The sequence below is a fragment of the Pseudonocardia abyssalis genome (assembly GCF_019263705.2).
Classification (GTDB): Bacteria; Actinomycetota; Actinomycetes; order Mycobacteriales; family Pseudonocardiaceae; genus Pseudonocardia; species Pseudonocardia abyssalis.
Map to the genome: position 1 here is coordinate 3,883,307 of NZ_JADQDK010000001.1, position 24,619 is coordinate 3,907,925.

General features: G+C 75.1%; 3 protein-coding genes. 1 reads left to right on the forward strand and 2 read right to left on the reverse strand.

Annotated elements, in window-relative coordinates:
- Positions 1-144: 144 nt before the first annotated feature.
- The gene (locus tag I4I81_RS18875) at positions 145-1,020 is read left to right on the forward strand and encodes a sugar phosphate isomerase/epimerase family protein (RefSeq protein WP_225924631.1); all 876 of its coding nucleotides are present in this window, start codon (positions 145-147) and stop codon (positions 1,018-1,020) included.
- Here I4I81_RS18875 and I4I81_RS18880 read toward each other — a convergent pair.
- Together I4I81_RS18880 and I4I81_RS18885 are read right to left on the reverse strand one after the other, a co-directional pair.
- On the reverse strand, positions 954-1,223 hold the full coding sequence (locus I4I81_RS18880; protein ID WP_218600788.1) for a phosphopantetheine-binding protein: 270 nt from the start codon (positions 1,221-1,223) through the stop codon (positions 954-956). The genes I4I81_RS18875 and I4I81_RS18880 overlap by 67 nt on opposite strands.
- A complete protein-coding gene (locus I4I81_RS18885; RefSeq protein WP_218616227.1) occupies positions 1,220-24,532 on the reverse strand; it encodes a non-ribosomal peptide synthase/polyketide synthase in 23,313 nt (7,770 codons plus the stop codon). The genes I4I81_RS18880 and I4I81_RS18885 overlap by 4 nt, the downstream gene beginning before the upstream one ends.
- Positions 24,533-24,619: the final 87 nt, after the last annotated feature.

Here is a 24,619-nt window from a genome sequence, read left to right on the forward strand (position 1 = left end):
CCGAAAGCCCGCCGACGCCCGCTGCACGCTCTGACGCCGCACGACCCGACTCCTATGCAGGCCCCTGGTGACCCATATAGGGTAAGCTTACCTAACTTCTCCCAGGAGATGAGCGCACCAGGCATGAACACCCTCACGACGTGCATGGCGACGGTTTCCCTGGGCGGGAGCCTCGAACAGAAGCTGGATGCCGCCGCCGCCGCGGGATTCGACGGCATCGAGTTGCTCGACGACGACCTGCGCACCTCGGGGATGACCCCGGCGGTGTGCGCGCAGCGCTGCGCGGACCTCGGCCTGACCATCGACCTGTACCAGCCGTTCCGGCGCGCGGAGGGGGTCTCCCCCGACGAGTTCGGCGCCGTGCTGACGCGGTTCCGGCACCACCTCGGGGTGATGGGCGAGCTCGGCGCACGCTCGATCCTCGTCGTCTCCAACACCGACGACGACGCCGACCCCAGCCGCGACCTCTCGGTCTCGCAGCTCGTCGCACTGACCGACGCCGCGGCCGAGGACGGGATGGAGGTCGCGTTCGAGGCACTGGTGTGGGGCACGCACATCAACCGCGTCACCGACGCGTGGGACGCGGTGCGGACCGCGGCGCACCCGGGCCTGTCGCTCGTCGTCGACACGTTCCACCTCCTCGCGGGCGGCGAGACCACCGCCGACCTGGAACTGCTGCCCGACGGCGCGGTGGGGTTCCTCCAGCTCGCCGACGCCCCCTGGCTCGCCCTGGACCTCGTCTCGTGGAGCCGCGGGCACCGGTGCTTCCCGGACGAGGGCGAGATGGACCTGCTGACCCCCGTTGCGTCGGTCGTGTCCGCGGGTTACGCGGGGCCGCTGTCGCTGGAGATCTTCAACCCCGGGTACCGCACGCGTCCGCCGCACGAGGTCGCACGCCAGGGCGCGGAGGCCCTGGCGCGGTTCGCCGGTCGGCTGCAGGACGCGGTGACCGCTCATCCCGCGGGTTCGCCCACGCCCTGGAGCCCGGCGAGCACCGCGGCCCAGCGCGCGAGCCGCTGATCCTCGGCGAGCACGACGTAGTCGAGCCCCTCGATCCCGTCGCCGCGCCACTTCTCCACCAGCTCCATGACCCGCACGGAGTCCATGCCCTGGTCGCGGAGGTCCGACTCGCCGTCGAGGTCGGCCACCTCGGCGAACAGGACGTCGGCGACGTCGGCCGCCACCTGCTCGGCACTGAGAATGATCGGGGTTCGGGGGTTCATCGGTGTTCGACTCCTTCTGTCGGAACGGGGGAACGGTCGGCCAGGTCGACGAACGCGGGCACCCAGCGCTGCGCCTGACCTGCGCCGAGCACGATCTCGGAGTGCGGGGTGTCCACCCGCACGGTCTCCAGCCGCGGCAGGAACGCGGACCACATGCCCTCCAGCTGCGCGGTGTAGGAATCGGGGCGGTCGTCCTCGCCCGCCGCCGCGACCAGTAGCGCCGGCACGTCGAGGCGGCCGTCCGTCGGAGCGGTCAGCAGCAGGTCGACGCGGGTCGCCGCGACCGCGATCGCGCGGCGCTGCGTGGCGTCGAGGCCGCCGAACATCCGCTCACCCAGCTCGGGTCCGACCTCCTCCTCGATCGTCGCGGCGATCCGGTCCTGCAGCCCGGTGTCGCTCCGCAGGTCGGCCATCGTCACCGTGACCGGCTCGACGTCCTCCTGCAGCGGCCCGTCGGCGATCGGGATCGCGTCGATGATCGCGAGGGCGCGCACCCCCAGGCCACGCCGGTCCAGCTCCTGGGCGACGCCGTACGCGAGATGCCCGCCGTAGGACCAGCCGAGCAGGTCGTACGGGCCCTCCGGCCGCTGCGACACGACCGCGTCGGCGTACGCGCGGCAGGCCTCCGCGAAGTCCGCGAAGTCGACGTCCGCGCCGCCGTGCACCGGATCCTGGATGCCGTACACCGACCAGTCGGCGGGGAGCAGCGGCACGAGGTGCGAGTACATCGTGGCGACGCCCGTGTACTCGTGGAAGCAGAACAGCGTCGTGTCGCCCGGGACCTCGCGCAGCGGGAGCAGCATCGCCTCGCCCACCGTCGGGCCCGCCGTGCCCGACCACCCGTCGAGGTGCTCGGCCAGTGCCACGACCGTCTGGTGGGCGAAGACGTCGCGGACCAGCAGGCCGTGGTCACCCCCGTCCGGACGCTGCACCGCGTTGACCCGCGCGACCAGGCGCATCGCGAGCAGGGAGTTGCCCCCGCTCTCGAAGAAGTTCGCGGCCACCGAGTACCGGTCGAGCCCGAGCAGCTCCGCGGCCGCCCTGGCGAGCAGCTGCTCCGTCGGGGTGCGCGGCGGGGTGTGCTCCGCACCGGCCACCTCGATCGCGGGCAGCGCCCGGGCGTCGACCTTTCCGTTGACCGTCAGCGGGATCTGCGCGACCGCGGCGAGGCCCGCGGGCAACATGTAGTCGGGCAGTGTGGCGCGCGCGCGGGCGCGCACGGCGTCGAGGTCGACCGAGGACGGCAGCCCCGCGGCGGGCACGACGTAGCCGTGCAGCTGCGTGGCCCCGGAGGCGTCCCTGCGGGCGACCACGGCGGCGCGCGCCACCTGCGGGTCGGCCACCAGCACGTCGGCGACCTCCCCCGGCTCGATGCGGTACCCGCGGATCTTCACCTGGTCGTCGGTGCGGCCGAGGTACTCGATGTCGCCCCGGGCGGTCCACCGCGCCAGGTCCCCCGTGCGGTACATCCGCGCGCCCGGCTCCCACGGGCAGGCCGGGAAGCGCTCGGCGGTGGCGGCGGGCTGCTCCCAGTACCCGCGGGCGACGCCCGCGCCCGCGAGGTACAGCTCGCCCGCGACGCCGTCGAGCACGGGCTGCAGGCTCGTGTCGAGGATGTAGGCGCGGGTGTGGAGGATCGGCGTGCCGACGCTCGACGTCGGGCTGTCGGCCAGGTCGGCCCCGAGCGCGTTGATCGTGTACTCCGTCGGCCCGTAGAGGTTGTAGGCCTCCACACCCGGCGCGTCGCGCAGCTGCTGCCAGAGCCGCTCGGGCACGGCCTCGCCGCCGAGGGAGACGAAGACGACGCCCTCGCCGTCGGCGGCCACCGATCGGCCCGTCGGGCGGTCGCGGTCCAGCATCCCCTGGTCCACGAGCAGCTGCCCGTAGGACGGGGTCACGTCGAAGCCGTCGATGTGCTCGGCGTCGTAGTGGGCCAGGAGGCGCTCGGGCTCGCGCCGCAGCTCCTCGTCGATGACGTGCACCTCGTGGCCGTTCAGCATCCAGAACAGCTGCTCCCACGAGGCGTCGAAGGAGAACGACGTGGTGTGCGCGATCCGCATGCTGCGGCCGCCCTGGTGCGCGACGACGCGGTCGAAGATCTTCTCGACGTGGTTGGCGTACATGTTCGTCAGGCCGCGGTAGCCGATCGCGACACCCTTGGGGCGGCCCGTCGAACCGGACGTGAAGATGATGTACGCGAGGTGGTCGAGCGAGACCCCGCCCCCGCGCTCGGCCGCGGTGATCGCGGACGCGGGCAGGGCGGCGATCCGGTCGCGCACCGCGGCGTCGTCCAGGTTCACGACGTCGCCCGCCCCCGACCCGGGGCGCGCGGCGTCCCGGTCGGTGACGAGGGTGACGGTGGGCCGTGCGACGTCGAGCATGTGCGCGATCCGGTCGTCGGGGTGCTCGGCGTCGACGGGCACGTAGGCCGCGCCGACCGCGAACACCGCGAACATGGCGACGACCATGCGCTCGTCGCGCGGCAGCAGCAGCGCGACCCGGTGCTCGGGGCGGACGCCGCGCTCGATCAGGAGACGCGCGTACCGGTGCACCTCGGCGGCGAACTCCGCGAAGGTGAACCGGCGCCCGCGCGCGACGAGCGCGATCCGGTCGGGCGAGCGCCCCACCCGCTCCTCCAGCAGGCCGGCGACGGTCACCTCGTCGACCGGGGGGTCGGTCACCGCGCCTGCGCGGACCTCCTCTCCGGGCAGCAGCGCGGGGACGCGGCCCACCGGCTCGTCGAGGTGGTCCACGAGGAAACGCAGCACGTGGACGTAGCGCTCGCACAACGTCTGCGCGGCGGCGTCGTCGAAGGCGTCGCGCCGGAACGACAGCCGGACGTGCACCGACGCCCGGTCACCGTCCATCCACGGGTTCACCGCGAACGTCACGGGGTAGTGCGTGGCGTCGTTCAGGCCGCCGCCGGTCACCGCCGCGTCGTGGTCGGCCGCGGCGGCGGAGTCGGCCCCGGCGGCGCGGTACGGGAAGTTCTGGACGACGAACAGCGTGTCGAACAGCGCGCCGACACCGGCGTCGTCCTGGATGTCGCTGAGCGAGGCGTAGAGGTGGTCGATGACCTCCGCCTGCTCGCCCTGCACCCGGGCCAGCATGTCGGCGAGGGTCTCGAACGGGTCGAGGCGCACCCGCATCGGCAGCGTGTTGAACAGCAGGCCGACGATCCGCTCGGCGTCGTCGAGCTCGGGCGGTCGGCCGGACACGGTGTTGCCGAAGACCACGTCCCCGCTGCCGGTGAGCCGCCCCAGCGCGATACCCCACGCGACCTGCAGCAGCGTGCCGACCGTCACCCGCGCCTCGCGCGCGGCGGCGTACACCCGCGCGGCCTCCACGGCGGCGAGGTCCCGGTGGACCTCGCCGGTCTCGATCCGGTCGCCCGTGAGGTCTCCACCCTCCGCCCAGATCACCGACGGGCCGGGCAGGTCGGCGAGGTAGTCGCGCCACGCGGAGCGGGCCGCGTCGCCGTCGCGGCCGGCGAGCCAGTCGAGGTAGGTGCGGAACGACGCGGCGGGGGTGCGGTCGGCGTACGTCGGGTCGCCGTAGATCGAGAGGATCTCCCCCATCACGAGGTTCAGCGACCAGCCGTCCATGAGGATGTGCTCGAAGGTCATCGCGAGCGTCCACTCGGACGCGGCCCGCTCCAGGAGGACGAACCGCAGCAGCGGCGGCTCCTCGTGGTCGAACGGCGCCGTGCGCTCGGCCGCGAAGAACGCCTCCGCGTCCGTCGTGTGCCGGCCGTCGCGCAGGACGACCCGGAACGGGAGGGGCCCCCGGGCCGGGAGGACCTGCACCTCCCCCTCGCCGAGCGCGACGAACCCGGCGGACAGGTTCGGGTAGCGGCCCAGCACGGTCGCGATCGCGTCCGCCATGCGGGCGGGGTCGACGGAGCCCGTCAGCTCGCGGGTGACCTGCGAGACGTAGGCGTGGTGGTCGTCGGTCTCGCGCGCGCGGACCATGTGGTAGAGCAGGCCGCTCTGCAGCGGGGAGAGCGGCAGCACCTCGGCGTCGGTCCCGTACCGGGCCCGCACCTGCTCGGCCTCGGCGGCCGTGATCGGCAACCGGTCGACGCGGCGCAGGGTCGGCCCGGCCTGCGCCAGGAGGGGCAGCAGGGCGAGCCCGTACTCGTCGAGGTCGGCGGCGAGGGCGGCGGCGACGGCGGGCGCGTCGAGGTCGACGCCGGGCGCGACGCGGACCTCGACGGTCAGCTCCTCGTCGGGCCCGACGAGGATCCGTGCGCTCACCCCGACGTCGTCGGGGTGCCCGTCGTCCGCCAGCGGCCGGGCTCCGGTGCGGAACACGCCGATGCGCAGGACGGGCTCGGGCACGTCGTCGAGGTAGCGGGCGAAGACCGGGCTCGCGAGCAGCATCGCGTGCTCGTCGGCGTGCCGGGGCTCCCACGCGAGGCCGGCGTCGGCTCCCGACGGGGCCCCGCCGACCGCGACCGGGAACCGCCGGGTCGCGGACGGGCGCGCCGGTTCCTCGATCTCGACGACGGCACCGTCGGCGAGGTCGGGACCGAGTGCGCGCAGCAGCGCCCCGATCGCCGACGCCCGCTCGTCGGCGGGCGCGGCGGCCTCCCGGACCGACCCGCGCGAGGCCGCGACACCGCAGCGGCCGCGGTCCTCGCCGCCCGCGCGGCGCGGCAGCTCGACGGGCGCGACATCGACGAAGGCGTCCAGCCAGTCCTCCCAGAACGGGTCGTCGAGGATCGCCTCCAGCGCCTCGTCCGAGGAGTCCCCGACGGCCCCGGCGTCCGGGGCGGGCACGACCTCGAGGACCGCCCCCGCCCGGTACGCCGCCACGAGGGCGGGCAGGAGGTCGGCGACGACGTCGAGCGCCCCGGGGTTCGGCGTCGCGTCGGTGACGATCCAGCCGGCACCCGCTTCGTCGACCGCGAGGCAGGCCGGTGCGGAGAGTGCGTGCGAGACCTGCGTGACGGCGGCGCGCCACAGGTCCGCGTCCCCGATGCCGAACCCGGCGAGCGGGAGTCGGTAGCCCGCGTGCGGCGCCCCGTCCGGGGACGCGGCCGTCCGCGCGACGCGGACGAGCTCGCGCAGGTGGGCGACCCTCAGGCGCGGGGAGCGCGCCCCGTGCTCCAGCACGAGCCGCGTCGTCTCCAGCAGGCGCTCCGCCGTCTCCCGCGACACCAGCGAGGGCATGTACGCCACGCGCAGGCCCAGGGTCCCGCCGGGCTCGACGATGAGGGTGACGGGGTAGTGCGTCGCGTCGCTGCCCGCCACGTCGCGCACGGCGAAGCCCGTGGCCCGCTCGACGCGGTCCCGGCTCTCCGCGTCGGCGGGGTAGTTCTCGTAGACGACGAGGCTGTCGAACAGCGGGGTCTGCCGCGCGATCCGGTGCAGGTCCGACAGCGGGACCTGATGGTGCTCCAGCAGGGCGGTGCTCTGCTCCTGCTGCCGGGAGACCAGCTCCGAGAACGCGAGGCCGTCGCGGACCGTCACGGGCGTGGCGATCGTGTTGATGAACAGGCCGACGGCGTCCTCGATCCCGTCGACGTCCGCCGGGCGCCCGGAGACGATCACGCCGAAGACGACGGTCTCCTCCCCGAGCAGCTCGCCGAGCGCGATGCCCCACGCCGTCTGGACGACGGTGTTGATCGTGGCCCCGGCGTCGAGGCCGGACAGCTCCCCGAACGCCGCGGCGCCCACCCCGCCGTCGACGACGGCCAGGGTGGACTCGGTGACACCGATCCCGGGGCGCCCCGCCACGAGCGTGGCTCCGGTCACCGGCTCCAGCGCGCGGGTCCAGGCGGCCTCGGACCGGGCGCGGTCGCGACGACCGAGCCAGGTCAGGAACTCCCGGTAGGCGGTCTCGGGCTCGGGGCGCCGCCCGGGATCGGCGTACGCCTCGAACAGCGCCGTGATCAGCAGCGGGGTGGACCACCCGTCGACGAGGACGTGGTGCAGCGTCAGGACGAACTGGTGCTCGGTGTCCGTTCCGCTGACCAGGGCCGCGCGCACGAGCGGGGGCCGGTCGAGCTCGAAGGGCGTCAGGCGGTCCTCGTCGGCGACCTGTCGCACGCGCTCCGCGGGCTCGGCGACGTCGTGGACGACCCGGAACGGGATCGCGACCGTCTCGGGGATGACGGCGACGGAAGCGCCGCCCGCGAGCGGCGCGATCCCGGCGCGCAGGTTCGGGTACCGCTCCAGCACGCGGCCCAGTGCCGTCTCCAGCCGACCGGCGTCGACGGGCCCGGAGAGGTGGAAGACGCTCTGCACGACATAGACGTCGACGTCCTCGGCGGCGAGCCCCGCCTGGAACGCGAGGCCCTCCTGGAGCGGGGTCAGCGGCTGGACGTCGCTCAGCGGGCCGTAGCGGTCCTCCCACACCTCGATGTCGTGGGCGCCGACGCCGTCCGCGGTGAGGTCGGAGGCGGAGCGGCGGACGGCCCGGGTGCCGCGGGCGTAGTCGTGCAGCGTCGTGAGCGCGCGCGTCCAGAGCGCGGCCAGCTCCGCGGCGTCGGCCTCGGTGAGCAGGCCCGTCGCGTAGGTGAGCGTGCCGCGCAGGACGGGACCGTCCCCGGAGTCGACGGCCTCGACGTTGACGTCGAGCGCCGCGGGCAGCGGCAGCTCCCCGGCGACGTACCCGTCGACACCGGCGGCGTCCGCCGCGTTGTCCCACGGCTGCTGTGCCTGCGGCGTCGCCGTGAACCGGCCGAGGTAGTTGAACCCGATGTGCGGAGCCGCGCCGCTCGCGAGGGCGCCGCGCGTGTCCGGGTTGACGTGGCGCAGCAGCCCGAACCCGACGCCCGTGGCGGGGACGCGGGCCAGGTGCTCCTTGACCCGGAGGACCGCGTCGGCCCCGGCACGAGGGTCCGCGACCGCGGCGGTGGGATCGACGTCGTCGGTGGACAGCGAGACGGGGTACCAGGCGGTGAACCACCCGATCGCGCGCGACAGGTCGCTGCCCGGGACCAGCGACTCCTCGCGGCCGTGGCCCTCCAGCCCCACGCGCACCGCGCCCTGCTCGGTGCCACGGGTGGCGCGCCAGGCGCCGACCGCGCTGGTGAGTGCGCCGAGCAGGACGTCGTCGACGCCCGCCGTCAGCAGCCACGGCAGGTCGACCAGGAGCGATCCGGTCACCTCGGCGGAGACCTCAAGCGGGACCGCCCCCGCCACTGCATAGGTGTCCACGGCCGGGTCGAGCGGCCGGGTGCCGAGCGGCGCTCCCGCGTCGGCCGTCGCGGCGGTCCAGTGCGCGAGCTGCCCGACGACGTCGTCGTCCGCGGCGCGGCGCGCGAGCGCCTCCGCCCAGGTCGTGACGCTCATGCCGGTCGGCGGCAGCGGTTCCGTCACCGCGCCGGTCTCCAGCTCCCAGGCGTGGCGCAGGTCGTCGCCGATGATCCGCCAGGAGACCCCGTCCACGACGAGGTGGTGGACCACGAGCAGCAGGCGTCCGGTGGAGGCCCCGTCGTCGTCACCGGGGAACCGGGCGGCGCGCCAGAGCACGCCCCCCTCGGGGTCCAGGTCCAGCGAGAGGCGCTCGGTGGCGGATCGCAGGCGGTCCGGCGACCAGGCGGCCTCCTCGCTCAGGCGGTCGGCGACGTGCGTCGCCGTGCGCTCCTCGACGCGGAACCGCCATCCTGTGTCGTCGCGGACGAGTCGCCCGCGCAGGGCGCCGTGATGGTCGACGACGCGCGCCAGGATCCGCTCGAGCCGGTCGGCGGTGAGCTGCGGCGGGGTCACGAACACGAACGACTGCGTGAAGGACGCGAACCCGGGCTCGCCGACGTGCTGCGCCGCGATGGGCAGCAGGACCGAGTCGGACACCTCAGGGAGGGATGCGCTCGCGGTCCCGGCCCGGCCGTCGGCCAGCGCGGCCAGCCCGCCGACCGTGCGCACGGTGAAGACCTCCGCGGCCGAGACGACGACACCCGCGCGCCGGGCCCGGGACACGACCTGGATCGACAGGATCGAGTCGCCGCCGAGGCGGAAGAAGTCGTCGTCCGCGCCGAGGTCGACGTGCGCGGGCAGGCGGAGCACGTCGCGGAACACCGCGGCGACGACCCGCTCGGTCTCCGACTCGGCCGCACGCCCACCGCCGCCGCCCAGCTCGGGTGCGGGGAGCGCGCGGCGGTCGACCTTGCCGTTCGCGAGCGTCGGGAACGCGTCCACGACCAGGATCGCGGCGGGCACCATGTACTCCGGCAGGCGGGCGGCGAGGTACGCCCGCAGTGCTGTCTCCACGTCCGGTGAGTCCGGCCCCGTGACGTACGCGGCGAGCTGCTTCCCGCCGGCCGGATGGTCGAGCGCGAGCACGACGGCCCCCGACACGTCGGGGTGCAGTTCGAGCGCGGTGCGGATCTCGTCCGGCTCGATCCGGAAGCCGCGCACCTTGATCTGGTCGTCGACCCGGCCGAGGTACTCGAGCTGGCCGTCGTCGTTCCAGCGGACCACGTCACCGGTGCGGTACAGCCGCTCCCCCGCGCCACCGGACGGGTCGGCGACGAACCGCTCCGCGGTCAGGGCGGGACGGCCGAGGTACCCCTGGGCGAGCTGGGCTCCCCCGAGGTACAGCTCGCCGGGTGTGCCGGGGGCGACCGGGCGCAGCCACGTGTCGAGCACGCGGAACGACGAGTGGGGCAGGGGGCGGCCGATCGGGGTCGTGGTCGCGTCGGCGGGGAGCCCGGCGACGTCGTACCCGGCGATCTCGACGGCGGCCTCGGTGGGCCCGTACATGTTCCAGACCGCGCGCCCCGCAGCGGTGAGGGCCCGCGCGACCCGGGGCGGGACGCTCTCGCTGCCGACCGTGACGTGGTCGACCCGCAGCGAGGACAGGTCGTCGCCGCCCGCGGTGAGCGCGCCGACGACCGTCGGCAGGAAGTCGGCGTACCCGAAGCGCTCGGTGCGGAGCAGGTCGGCGAGGTAGGCGCCGTCCTTCTCACCCCCGGCGCGGATCAGCCGGACGACGGCACCCACGGCGAGGGGCCAGAAGATCTCGGGGACCGACACGTCGAACCCGACGGACGACTTCTGCAGCACGCGGTCGCCCGCGGCCAGCGGGAACGTGGACTGCCGCCAGGCGATCAGGTTCGCGATGGCCCGGTGCGGGACGGCGACGCCCTTGGGGCGGCCCGTGGTGCCGGACGTGAACATCACGTACGCGGTGTCGGCGGGCACGAGGGGCCGTGCGAGCACGGGCGGCCCGACGCGGCCGGCGTCGAGCGCGTCCGCGACGCCGCGGTGGTCGATCTCGACGACCGGCCGAGCGCGGTCGAGTGCGGCGGACGTGCGTGAGTCCGTCAGCACGACGGCCGGGTCGGCGTCGTCGAGGACGGAGCCGATCCGCTCGGCCGGGTACTGCGGGTCGACGGGCACGTAGGCGGCGCCGGCTCGGACGGCGGCGACCACCGCGACGAGGAGGTCGGCGCTGCGGGGCAGGACGATCCCCACCCGGTCGCCGACCGCGACGCCACGCGCCACCAGGACGTGCGCGAGGGCGTTGACCCGCGCGTCGAACTGCGCGTACGTGACCGCGTGGCCGTCGTCGCCCACGACGGCGACCGCCTCCGGGGTGCGGGCCGCCTGCGCACGCAGCAGTGCGTCCAGCGTCGTGTCGGACCCGCCCACGACGGGTCCGGTGGACCAGGCCGCGAGGTCGCGCTCGTCGGCGGGCAGGAGGGTGCGCAGGTCGGCGATCCGCCGCTCGGGCTCCGTCGCGATCGTCTCCAGGATCCCCCGGAAGGCGGCCGCGTACCGCTGCGCCGTGGCCGCGCCGAGGAGGTCGGCCCGGTAGGTGAGGTGGAACGCGATCCCGGTCGCACCGGGGATGACGGCCAGGGCGAGGGGGTAGTGGGTCGCGTCGCGGCCGGTGACGTCGCGGAGCCGGACGCCGCCGTGGGAGCGGCCGATGTCGCTCCCGTCCAGCGGGTAGTTCTCGTAGACGACGATCGTGTCGAACAGCGGGCTGTGCCCGGCGAGCCGCTGCAGCTCCGACAGCGGGGCGTGGTGGTGCTCGAGCAGGCGGGTGTTCTGGTCCTGCACCCGCCGGACGAGCTCGGCCAGGCCCGCGGTGCCGTCGACGGTGACCGGGGTGGGGATCGTGTTGATGAACAGCCCGATCGCGTCCTCGATGCCGTCGATGTCGGCGGGGCGGCCCGACACGGTCGACCCGAACACCACGGTGTCCTGCCCGGTGACGGTGGACAGGAACACGCTCCACGCCGTCTGCACGACGCTGTTCAGCGTCGACCCCGCGCTCCGCGCGACGGCGGTCAGCGCTGCGGTGGTGTCGGCGTCGGCCGCGAACGCGATCTCCTCGGGGAACCCCTCGGACACCGGCGCGGCGCCGGGGGCGAGGAGCGTGGGCTCCTCGACCGCGGCCAGCGCGCGCGTCCACGCCGCGGTCGTCGCGGGACGGTCACGGTCGTCGAGCCGGCGCAGGAAGGCGAGGTACGCGGGATCGGCTCCGGTGGTGCCCGTGCGCGCGGCCCCCGGGGATCCGTACGCCTCCAGGAGCTCCCGGACGAACCGGGGCATGGACCAGCCGTCCGCGAGGACGTGGTGCATCGTGAGGACGACCGCGTGCTCCCGCGGCGCCGTCGTGACGACGGTCGTGCGCAGCAGCGGCGCGGACGCGAGATCGAAGGTCACGGCGCGGGCGGCGTCCGCCGCCTGCCGGCGGGCCGCCGCCGGGTCCGGGGCACCGGACGCGTCGAGGACCGTCAGCGGCACCTCGACGTCGACGGGGATCACGGCGACGTGCTCCCCCGACCCGGTGGCCGCGATCGCCGCCCGCAGGTGCGGGTGCCGGTCGAGCACGGCGTCGAGCGCGCGCCGCAGCCGGTCGACGTCGAGGTCGCCGTCGAGGTGCAGGACGGTCTCGGTGGTGTAGACGTCCACGCCGACCGAGGCGCCGACACCCGACCCTCCGATGATCGCCTCGAAGGCGATGCCCTGCTGCAGCGGCGTCAGCGGCTGCACGTCCGCGAGGTGGCCGTAGCGGGCCTCCCACCCGTCGACGTCGGCCTGGGTCAGGCCGCGCGCGGTGAGGTCGGACGGGGAGCGGCGGATCCCGCGGGGGGTGCGGGCGTGCAGGGTGGTGAGCGCCTCGACCCACAGGTCGACGATCTCGCGGACGTCGATCTCGCCGACGATCCCCGCCGCGTAGGAGACGACACCCGTCAGCACCTGCCCGCCGGTGCCGTCCGGCACGGCGGCGACGTTGACGTCGATCACGGCGGGCAGCGGGAGATCCTCGGGGAGGTGCGCCTGCAGTCCCGGGCGCTCGGGCGCGGCGGCCCACGCACCGCCGGCATCGGCGGTGGAGAACTGCCCCAGGTAGTTGAAGCCGATCTGCGGGCGGTTCCCCTCCGGAAGCGCGGGACCCACGAGCCCGTACCCGATGCCGCGGGCCGGGACAGCGCGGAGGTGCTCCTTGACGCGCAGCACCGCATCGGCCGCGGCATCCGGGCCGGACACCGCCGCCACCGGGTCGATCTCGCCGGTGTCGAGCGCGACCGGGTACCAGGTCGTGAACCAGCCGACCGTCCGGGACAGGTCACTGCCCGGGACCAGCGTCTCCTCCCGGCCGTGACCCTCCAGACCCACCAGCACCCGCCGGTGGTCCACACCCTTCTCCGCCCGCCACGCGCCGACCGCGACCGTCAACGCACCCAGCAGGACGTCGTCGACCCCCGCGGACAACGCGTGCGGGACCGCGGTCAGGACCGCACGGGTGACCTCCGCCGGGACCGACACCTCGACCCGGCCGACGGTCGCGTAGGTGTCCCGGGCCGGGTCCGGCGCCCGCGACCCCAGCAACGGATCCACGCCGGACACCACACCGGCCCAGTGGTCGGCCTGCGCCGTGACGTCCGCGTCCGCAGCGCGGGCGGCGAGGGCCGCCGACCAGGCGGGCAGACCCGTCCCGACCGGCGTCAGCGCGTCGGTGCCGCGCCCGGTCTCGATCTCCCAGGCGTGGCGCAGGTCGTCGCCGAGGATCCGCCACGACACCCCGTCCACGACGAGGTGGTGAACGACCAGCAGCAGGCGCCCCTCGGCGTCGCCCGGGAACCACACGGCCCGCCACAGCACACCGGCCTCGAGGTCCAGCGACTCCGACAGCTCCGCCGTGAGCTCGTCGACCCGCCCGACCCAGCCGTCGAACGGCTCGACCGTCAACCGGTCCCCCACGACCACGGCACCGGGGTCCCGGATCTCGAACCGGACCGCACCGTCACCGCGGACCAGGCGGCCCCGCAGGGCGGGGTGGTGCTCGACCACCCGGCCCAGCACCCGCCCCAACAGGTCCTCGTCGAGCCCGGCCGGGGTGGTGAACACCGACGACTGTGTGAACGCCCCGAACCCGGGGTCGTCCACCGCGGACGCGGCGATCGGCCACAGCCCCGACTCCGCGACCACTCCCACGGCCGCGACCGGAGCCCCGGCCCGCCCGTCCGACAGCTCCGCCAGAGCCGCGACCGTCCGCGCGGTGAACACCTCCGCCGCGGTCACCACCACGCCGAGCCGCCGGGCCCGCGACACCACCTGGATCGACAGGATGCTGTCGCCACCCAGGCGGAAGAAGTCGTCGTCGACCGACAGCCCGGCAGCGGGCGCCAGGGCCAGCACGTCGCGGAACACCGACACCAGCGCGCGCTCGGTCGGGGACTCCGCGGCCCGGCCACCGCCTCCACCCAGGTCCGGCACCGGCAGCGCCGCCCGGTCCAGCTTGCCGTTCGCGGTGACCGGGAACGTGTCCACGCGGATCACCGTCGTGGGGACCATGTAGTCCGGCAGCACCGATCCGGCGAACGTCCGCACGGCCTCCGCGAAGGCCTCGGCATCCGCCGCCGCACCGGCGGCGGCGGTCACGTACGCCGCCAGGAACCTGCCCCCGGCCGGATGGTCCACGGCCAGCACGGCCGCGCCCGAGACCTCGGCGTGCTGCTCCAGCGCCGCCCGGACCTCGTCCGGCTCGATCCGGAACCCGCGCACCTTCACCTGGTCGTCGACCCGGCCGAGGTAGTGGAGCCGGCCGTCGACGTCGCGGCGGACCACGTCACCGGTGCGGTACAGCCGCCCGCCCGACCCGGACGGGTCGGCGACGAACCGCTCCGCGGTCAGACCGGCCCGGCCCACGTACCCGTCGGCGAGCTGCACACCGCCGAGGTGCAGCTCGCCCACCACGCCCGGTCCGACCGGGCGCAACCAGCCGTCCAGGACGTGGACGGAGGTGTTGGCGAGGGGACCGCCGATCGGGGTGGAGGTCGCGTCGTCGGAGAGCCCGGCGACGTCGTAGCCGACGGCCTCGACCGTCGCCTCCGTCGGCCCGTACAGGTTCCAGACCGTGCGCCCCGGAGCGCGCAGCTCCCGCGCGACCGACACCGGCACGCTCTCGCTGCCCACCGTGACGTGCCGGACGCGGAACGTCGACAGGTCCTCGCCGTCGTCGACGAGCGCCCGGACGACGCTCGGCAGGAAGTCCGCGTACCCGAAGCTCTCGGTGCGCAGCAGCGCCGCGAGGTAGGCGGGATCCTTCTCCCCGCCGTCGCGGATCATGCGGACGGCGGCGCCCACCGCGAGCGGCCAGAAGAACTCCGGGACGGACACGTCGAACCCGACCGAGGACTTCTGGAGCACCCGGTCGCCCGCCCGCAGCGGGAAGACGCCCTGCCGCCACCGGATCAGGTTCACGATCGCGCGGTGCGGGACCACGACGCCCTTGGGCCGCCCGGTCGTGCCGGACGTGAAGATCACGTACGCCGCGTCGGCGGGGGTCAGCGGACGCGCGAGGACCGGGGGGCCACCGATCGCGGCCTCGGCCGGGTCCACCAGCCGCACACCGGTCAGCGCCGCGGCGTGCGCGGACGCGGCCGCCGCGTCGGCGACCACGACGCTCGGGGCCGCGTCCTCCAGGACCAACCCGATCCGCTCCGTCGGGTACGCCGGGTCGATCGGCACGTACGCCGCGCCGGCGCGCAGCACCGCGGCGAGCGTGACGACCTGCCGCGCGTGGCGCCCCACGAGCACCGCCACCCGGTCGCCCGTCGCGACACCGGCGTCGAGCAGGACGTGGGCCAGGGCGTCCACCCGCGCGTCGAACTCCGCGTAGGTCAGCTCCGTCCCGTCGTCGTGGACCACCGCGACGGCGTCGGGTGACGCCGCGGCCTGCGCGCGGACCAGCGCGTCGAGCGTGGTGCCGGGGACGTCGAGCACGGGTCCCGCCAGCGGACCGGGTGCGTCGGGGAGCAGGGCGAGATCGGCGATCCGGGCGTCGGGCGTCGTCGCGACGGCGTGCAGCGCGTTGCGGAAGACGGCGACGAACCGGTCCGCCGTGGACCGGTCGAACAGGTCGGTGGCGTAGGTGAGGAACCCGGTGACGCCCGCGGGCGTCTCCTGCAACGCCAGGTCGAGGTCGACCTTCGCGGCCCCCAGCGTGACCGGGCGCGTGGCGACGTCGACGCCGTCGAGGACGAGTCCCTGCGTCTGCGCACCGATGTGGTGGGTGAGCATGACCTGGAAGAGCGGGTTGCGGTTGACGGACCGCTCCGCGCCGGACGCCGCCACGACCTGCTCGAACGGTGCGTCCTGGTGGGCGAGCCCGTCCAGCACGGTCCGCCGCGTCGCCGCGAGCACGTCGGCGAGGGTGTCGGCGCGGCCCAGGCGGTGCCGGACCGCGAGGGTGTTGACGAAGTAGCCGACCAGGTCCTCGAGGCCGTCGGCCGTGCGGCCCCCGACCGGGGAACCGATGACGACGTCGTCGGAGCCGCCGAGCACCGACACCGTCACCGCGGCGGCGGCCTGGGCGATCATGAACATCGTGGCCCCCGACCCGTCGGAGACCCGACGCAGGCCGTCGACGGTGTCGGGGTCCAGGGCGAACGACACGTCCGCGCCGCGGTGGCCCGGCTCCGCGGGCCGGACGCGGTCCGCGCAGATCGTCGACTCCTCCGGGGCGTCCGCGAGCGCGTCGCGCCAGTGCCGCAGGTGGGCCGCGAGCGCGGAGTCCGGGTCGGCGGCGTCGCCGAGCGCCCGGCGCTGCCAGAGCGCGTAGTCCGCGTACTGGGCCGTCAACGGCGTCCACTGCGGCGCGTGCCCGGCGACGCGCGCACGGTAGGCCGTGGACAGGTCACCGAGCAGCGAGCGCAGCGACCACTCGTCGACCGCGTGGTGGTGCAGGGCGAGGACGAACACGCGCTCCGCAGCGGACAGGCGCAGCAGCCCCGCCCGGACCGGGATGTCGGTGGCCAGGTCGAACCCGGTCTGCACGAGCTCGGTGATCCGCGCGTCGACCGCGTCGGCGCCGGTGACGTCCTCCGCGGTCAGGGGCAGCAGATCGGCGGCGCGGTCGGCCGCGACGATGCGCTGGTGCAGCCGCCCGTCGTCCTCGACGAGGAGGGTGCGCAGCGCCTCGTGGCGGGAGACCACGTCGCGCAGCGCGGCACCCAGCGACGCCTCGTCGACGTCGCCGGCGAGCCGCATCACGACCGGCACGGTGTACCGCCCGGCCGGGCCGCCGAGGCGCTCGATCAGCCACAGGGACTGCTGCCCGTAGGAGACCGGCAGGTCCGCTGGCCGTTCGAGGGACCCCACGCGCAGCAGCGGGCCCGGTCCGCCGTCGCCGACGACGCGGGCCAGTGCCGCGACGGTCGGGTGGTCGAACACGTCGCGCAGCGTCAGGGCCGAGCCCAGCGCGGCGTTCACCCGTGCGACGACCCGCGTCGCGAGCAGGGAGTGCCCGCCGAGGTGGAAGAAGTCGTCGTCGACGGACGGGGCGGCGTCCTCGTCCAGCGCCAGGACGTCGCGGAACACGCCCGCGAGCACGATCTCGGTGTCGGTCCCGGGCTCGCGTCCGCCGGTACTCGCGCCGAGGTCGGGGACCGGGAGTGCCGCCCGGTCCAGCTTCCCGTTCGCCGTGACCGGGAACTCGTCCACCCGGGTGAAGGCCGTCGGGACCATGTGGCCCGGCAGCACCGTCCCCGCGAACGCGCGCAGGGCGTCCACGGGCACAGGGCCCGTCACGTACGCCGCGAGGAACTTCCCCCCGGCCGGGTGGTCGAGGGCGAGCACCGCGGCCCCCGACACGTCGGGATGCCGCTCCAGCACCGCCCGGACCTCGTCCGGCTCGACCCGGAACCCGCGCACCTTCACCTGGTCGTCGACCCGGCCGAGGTAGTGGAGCCGGCCGTCGACGTCGCGGCGGACCACGTCACCGGTGCGGTACAGCCGCCCGCCCGACCCGGACGGGTCGGCGACGAACCGCTCCGCGGTCAGACCGGCCCGGCCCACGTACCCGTCGGCGAGCTGCACACCACCGACGTGCAGCTCCCCCACCACGCCCGGCCCGACCGGACGCAGCCACCGGTCCAGGACGCGGACGGAGGTGCCGACGGGCGGTGCGCCCAGGGTGATCGCGCCGGTCGCGGGCACCGTGTCGAGCGTGGCGTCGCCGGTGACCTCGGTGGAGCCGTAGAAGTTGCGCAGGACCGCGCCCGGCGCCACCCGGCGCATCCGCCCGGCCGTGGCCCGGGTGAGCGCCTCACCGGAGGAGACCCACGACCGCAGCGACCCCAGCGCCGCGTCCGGCGCCATCGCGTCGGCCAGCGACGGCACGGTGAGCAGGTGCGTGACGCGGTGCCGACGGATCGCCTCGACCAGGGCCGCCGGGTCGCCGGCGACCGGATCGGGCACGACCACGACCGTCGCCCCCGCGACGAGCGGGCCGAACAGCTCGGTCACGGCGTCGACGAACCCGAGGCCGCTCTTGGCCAGCGCGACGGACCCGGGACCGTGTCCGAGGACCTCCCGGCCCCAGGAGAGCCGGTTGACCAGCGCGCGGTGCGACAGCGCGACGCCCTTGGGCAGGCCCGTCGTGCCCGAGGTGAAGACGACGCACGCCGTGTCGCCCGCCGCGACGGGGCGCGACGGCGTCGCGGACGCCCCGGAGTCGAGGCGGGACCGCACGTCGTCGAGGAGGAGCGTGGGCGCCGGGGCGCCGACCGGGCCGTCGGTCACGACGAGGACGGCCCCGGACTCGGCGAGGATCCGCGCGATCCGTTCCGCGGGGTGTGCGGGATCGACCGGGACGTAGGCGGCGCCCGCGCGGAGCACTGCCGCGAGCACGACCACCAGCTCCGTCGACCGAGGCAGGAGCACGGCGACGCGGTCCGCGGCGCCGATCCCGCGCTCGGCGAGCAGCGCGGCGGCGGCGTCGATCCGCGCGTGCAGCCGGGCGTAGGTGAGCCGGGTGCCGTCGTGGTCGTCGACGAGCGCGACCGCATCCGGTGTCGCCGTGGCCCGCTCGCGCAGGAGCGAGTCGATCGTCGCGGCCGGGCCGGCACCGGGGGTCTCGTCCGTGTCCACGACGCCCGCGACGTCCAGGTCGGCGATGCGGGTGTCGGCGGCCGCGTCGACGGCGAAGGCCTCGAGGATCCGCAGGAACACGGCGCAGAACCGGTCGACGGCGGCCGCGTCGAACCGGTCGGGTCGGGAGGTGAGGCGGAACCCGATGCGGTCGGCCGTGGGCAGCACCGCGAGGGCGAGCGGGTAGTGGGTCGAGTCGCGGATCTCGATGTCGGCGACGACGAGCTCGGCCGGGCGGTCCGTGGGGCGGCCGACCTCGTCGAACGGGTAGTTCTCGTACACGACGACCGTGTCGAACAGGGGGTTGTGCCCGGTCGCGCGGTGCAGCTCCGTGAGCGGCACCTGGTGGTGCTCGATCAGCCCGGTGTTGTGCTCCTGCACCTGCCGGACGAGGTCGGCCAGTGAGGGGTTCGCGCCGACGGCGACGGGGATGGGGACCGTGTTGATGAACAGTCCGACCGCGTCCTCGATGCCGTCGACGTCGGCGGGCCGCCCGGAGACGATCGCGCCGAACACGACGGTGTCCTGCCCGGTGACCGTGGTGAGGAGGACGCCCCAGGCGGCCTGCACGAGGCTGCTCAACGTGGCGTCGACCCGCCGGGCGGCCCGGTGGAGCGCGGCGGAGAGGTCCGGGTCCAGCTCGACGAGGCGCTCGTCGGGGAACGCGGTCGATCCCGAGGAGACGCCGGGGGCCACGAGGGTGGGCTCCTCGACGGCGCCCAGGGCGTGCGTCCAGCGCGTCACCGACGCGGCCTCGTCCTGGGCGTTCAGCCAGACGAGGAAGTCGCGGTGGGCGCGATCGGGCACGGGCGACGACGTCTCCGCCGGCGACCGGTAGGCCTCGACCAGCGCCTGGACGAGGCGGGGCATGGACCAGCCGTCCGCGAGCACGTGGTGCATCGTGAGCACCGCACTGTGCGTCTCGGGGGCGGTGCGCGTGTGGGGGGCGGTGCGCACGAGGCACACCCGCAGCAGTGGGGTCGCCCCGAGGTCGAACGCGACGGCGCGGTCACGGTCGGCCGCGCGCCGCACGGCGGTGGGGTCTCCCGCGGCGTCCTCGACGGCGAACGGCACCGTCGTCGCACGCGGGACGACCGCGACGTGCTCGCCCGCCGCGGTCGGCGCGATCGCGGTGCGCAGGTTCGGGTACCGCTCCAGCACGTGCGCGAACGCGCCGCGCAGCCGGTCGGGATCGAGGTCGCCCTCGAGCCGCAGGACGGTCTGGGTGACGTAGACGTCGATGCCGCCGGACTCCCCGTCGCCCGGGTCTGCGAGCAGGGACTCGACGACGATTCCCCGCTGCAGCGGGGTCAGCGGCTGGACGTCGGAGACCTCGCCGTAGCGGGCCGTCCACCCGTCGAGGTCGGCCTGGGTGACGCCGTCCGCGGTGACGTCGGACGGTGAGCGGCGCGCGACCGGCGCGGCGTCGGAGAAGGCGCGCAGCGTCGAGAGCGTCCGCACCCAGAGGTCCGCGATCTCGCGGACGTCGCTCGCGGGGACGGCGGAGCGGGCGATGTCGAACGTGGCGACGAGCGCGGCGTCGCCGCCCGCGCCCACGACCGCCGCGTTGATGTCGATCAGCGCGGGCAGCGGTCGTTCCCGCGGGAGATGCGCGCGCAGCCCCGGGTGCTCGGGGGCGGTGGCCCACGCGTCGGCGGTGCTGAAGAACCGGCCCAGGTAGTTGAACCCGATCTGCGGGCTGTTCCCCTCCGGCAGCGCGGGCCTCAGGAGGCCGTAGCCGATCCCGCGGGCCGGGACGGCGCGCAGGTGCTCCTTCACCCGCAGCACCGCATCCGCCGCGGCGTCCGGTCCGCTGACCGCGGCCACCGGGTCGACGTCGTCGGTGTCGAGCCCGACCGGGTACCAGGTCGTGAACCAGCCGACCGTCCGCGACAGGTCGCTCCCCGGGATCAGGGCCTCCTCCCGGCCGTGGCCCTCCAGACCGACCAGCACCCGACGGTGGTCCACACCCCGACCGGCCCGCCACGCCCCCACCGCGACGGCGAGCGCGCCCAGCAGGACGTCGTCGACCCCCGCGGACAGCACGTGCGGCACCGCCGTCAGCACGGCGCGGGTGACCTCCGCCGGAAGCGAGACCTCGATCCGGTCGACCGACGCGTAGGTGTCCCGGACCGGGTCCGGCGCCCGCGACCCCAGCAACGGGTCGGCCCCGGTGACGACACCGGCCCAGTGGTCGGCCTGCGCCGTGACGTCCGGGTCCGCCGCCCGGGCGGCGAGCGCCGCGGACCAGCCGGGCAGACCCGTCCCCACCGGCGCCAACGCCTCGGAGGACCGTCCGGTCTCGATCTCCCACGCCTGCACCAGGTCGTCACCGAGGATCCGCCACGACACGCCGTCCACGACGAGGTGGTGGATCACCCACAGCAGCCGGCCCGCACCCGGGAACCAGACCGCCCGCCACAGCACACCCGCGTCGAGGTCCAGCGACTCCGACAGCTCCGCCGTGAGCCCGTCGACCCGGCGGGCCCAGCCCTCCGACGGCTCGACCCGCAACCGGTCCCCCACCACCACCGCACCCGGCTCGCCGACCTCGAACCGGACCGCCCCGTCGCCGCGGACCAGACGGCCCCGCAGGGCGGGATGGTGCTCGACCACCCGGCCCAGCACCCGCCCCAGCACGTCCTCGTCGAGCCCGGCCGGCGTGGTGAACACGAACGACTGCGTGAACGCCCCGAACCCCGGCATGTCCACCGCAGCGGCGGCGATCGGCCACAACCCGGACTCCGCCACCTCCGCCGGGGCACCGGGGACCTCCGCGGAGGCCCGCCGCTGCGACAGCCCCGCCAGAGCGGCCACCGTCCGCGCGGTGAACACCTCGGCCGCGGTCACCAGCACCCCGAGCCGCCGCGCCCGGGTCACGACCTGGATCGACAGGATGCTGTCGCCGCCCAGGCGGAAGAAGTCGTCCTCGACCGACACGACGGCGTCCTCGTCCAGGGCCAGCACGTCCCGGAACACCGACACCAGCACGAGCTCCGCCGCCGACTCCGCGGCACGCCCGCCCCCACCACCGGCACCCAGGTCCGGCACCGGCAGCGCGGCCCGGTCCAGCTTCCCGTTCGCCGTGACCGGGAACGTCTCGATCCGCGTCACGGTCGTCGGGACCATGTAGTCCGGCAGCACCGTTCCCGCGAACCCGCGCAGGTCGTCCGCGAGCACGGTGCCCGTCACGTACGCGGCCAGGAACTTCCCCCCGGCGGGGTTCTCGAGGGCGAGCACCGCGGCCCCCGAGACGTCCGGATGCTGCTCCAGAACCGCGCGGACCTCGTCCAGCTCGATCCGGAAACCGCGGACCTTCACCTGGTCGTCCGTGCGGCCCAGGTACTCCAGGCTGCCGGTGTCGTCCCACCGGACCAGGTCGCCCGTGCGGTACAGCCGCGAACCGGCGGCCCCGAACGGATCGGCGACGAACCGCTCCGCCGTCAGGCCGAACCGCCCTGCGTACCCGTCGGCGAGCTGCACACCGCCGATGTAGAGCTCGCCGACCACTCCCGGCCCGACCGGACGCAACCACCCGTCGAGGACGAGGGTGCTCACGTTCGGGGGCGGGCCGCCGATCGGCACGACGGACAGGCGCGGATCCAGGGCGAGGGGGCCGTCCGGGGTGTCCAGGGGCAGGTAGGTGACGTCGACCGTGGTCTCGGTCGGCCCGTACACGTTGTCGATGCGCGCGTCGCCGAACACGCGGCGGGCCTGCGCCACCGCCGCGACGGGGAACGCCTCGCCCGAGACGAAGACCTGCCGCAGCGACCTCAGCCGCGCCGGGTCGGGCTCCGAGGTGAGGAACGCCTGGAGCATCGACGGGACGAAGTGCGTCACCGTCACCCGCCGGCGCGCGATGACGTCGGCGAGGTACTCCGGGTCCCTGTGGCCCTGGTCACGCGCGACGACGACCGTGCCGCCGACCAGCAGCCCGCCGAAGAACTCCCACATGCACGCGTCGAAGGTGGCGGGGGTCTTCTGCAGGATCCGGTCCTCGGGCCCGAGACCGTGGACCTCGACGGCCCACAGCAGCCGGTTCACGATGCCCCGGTGCGTGACGCGGACGCCCTTCGGGCGGCCCGTCGTACCGGAGGTGTAGACGAAGTAGGCCGTGTCGGCGGGGACGAGCGGTCGGGCGAGCACCGGCGCCGCGGCCCGGCCGCGCTCCAGCTCCGCCACGACGCCCGCGTCGTCGAGGCAGACCCGCTCCGCGTGGACGCCCGCGAGCCCCTCCCGGTGGGCCGCGGCGGTCGCGGTGTCGGTGATGACGGCCGACACCCCGGCGTCGGTGAACACGTACTCCACGCGGTCCGGCGGGTACGAGGTGTCGACCGGGACCCACGCCGCCCCGGCCCGGGCGACCGCAGCCAGGGTCACGACGAGGTCGGCCGAGCGCGGCAGCAGCACGCCCACCCGGTCCCCCGCCCCGACGCCGCGCTCGACGAGGAGCGCCGCCAGCGCGTTGGTCCGGACGTCGAACTGCGCGAAGGTCAGGGTGTCCCCGTCCCCGTCGTCGATGATCGCGACCGCGTCCGGGGTCCGCGTCGCCTGGGCGCGGATGAGCGCGTCCAGATCGGTCGGCTCGCGGTCGATCGACGGTCCCGTCGACCACGCGTCGACGCGCGCGCCGTCGGATCCACCGACCACCGACGGCAGCTCCGCGACGCGCTCGGTCGGGTCGCCGTCGACGACGGCCTCGACGAACCGGGCGAAGTTCTCCGCGTGCCGCGCGAGGCCGGCCGCGTCCGTGAACGCCTCGTTGCCGGCCAGCTCCATGCGGAACCCGTGGACCGGGTCGGAGTAGACGGTGAGGTCGAGGCGCCCGACCGGTCCGGGGTTGACGGTCTCCTGGCGTCCGACGACGGCGCCGAACCGGGCCTCGTAGTCGAACGCCTTGATGTTGATCAGTGGGAGGGTCCGGTAGTCCAGCTCGCCCCCGGGCCAGCTCCGGGCGATCCGCTCCTCGGTCCAGCGCTCGTCGCGGCCGGTCGTCCGCAGCTGCTCGGCGACGTCGCGGGCGACGTCGCCGACCGTCGCGTCGCCCGTGAGGCGCACGGCGACCGGGAGGGTGGTGACCAGCATCCCGGGCGTGCGGAGCGCGGCGGCGTCGTGCCGCATCATGAACGGCACGCGCAGGAGCAGCTCCTGCCGGCCTTCCGCGAGTGCGTCGTAGACGCCCCACAGCGCGGTCACGTAGGCGGCCCAGTTCACCCGGGAGCCGCGGGCCGCGGCCTTCAGGTCGGCCCCGATCGACGACGGCAGCGGCAGCGGCGCGCGCTGGTCCGAGATCGCGAACAGGCCCTCGGAGTCGACGCCCGCGGCGTGGCCCCGTGCCTCGCTGACCGCGAACACCGTGTCCCAGCGCGGCCGGGTGGATCTGCGACCCGGGGCGGCGGGGGGATCCACGGCCTGCGCGCCCTCGGCGGCGGCGACGTCCGACCACTCGCCGTACCAGCGCGCCACCGGCTCCTCCCCGCCGAGGCGGGCCGAGTAGATCTCACCGACCCGGCGGGTGAACAGGGACAGGCCGTAGGCGTCGACCAGTACGTGGTGCGTCGCGAACGCCCAGACCCAGTCGCCGTCCGTACGGCGGTGCAGGGTCGAGGAGGAGACGACGGGCCCCGAGAGGTCCGTCGCCACGTCGAACGACTCCCGGACGCGGCGGCGGATCTCCACGTCGTCGGCGGCGTCGTCGACGATGCCGGTGGGCAGCTCGGCGGCGTCGTCGACCCACTGCTGCGGCGGCCCGTCGCCGTCGGTGAACCGCGCCCGCAGCGCGGCCGACTCGGTGAACGTCCGGGCCACGGCCTCCGCGAACAACGCGGTGTCGACGTCGCCGTCGAGCCACACCAGCTGGCCGACCCGGTACGCCGTCGCGGTGGGGAACAGCTGCTGCGCCGCCCAGACCCCGCGCTGCGCACGGGTGAGGGGGAAGAGCTTCCGCGACCGATCGTCACCGTGGTTCACTTAGGTAACGCTAACGATACTTTCTGCGGATGGCAAAGATCTCGGCCCTGCTCCGCAGAGTCGTAGAAGCGACCGCGACACACCCTG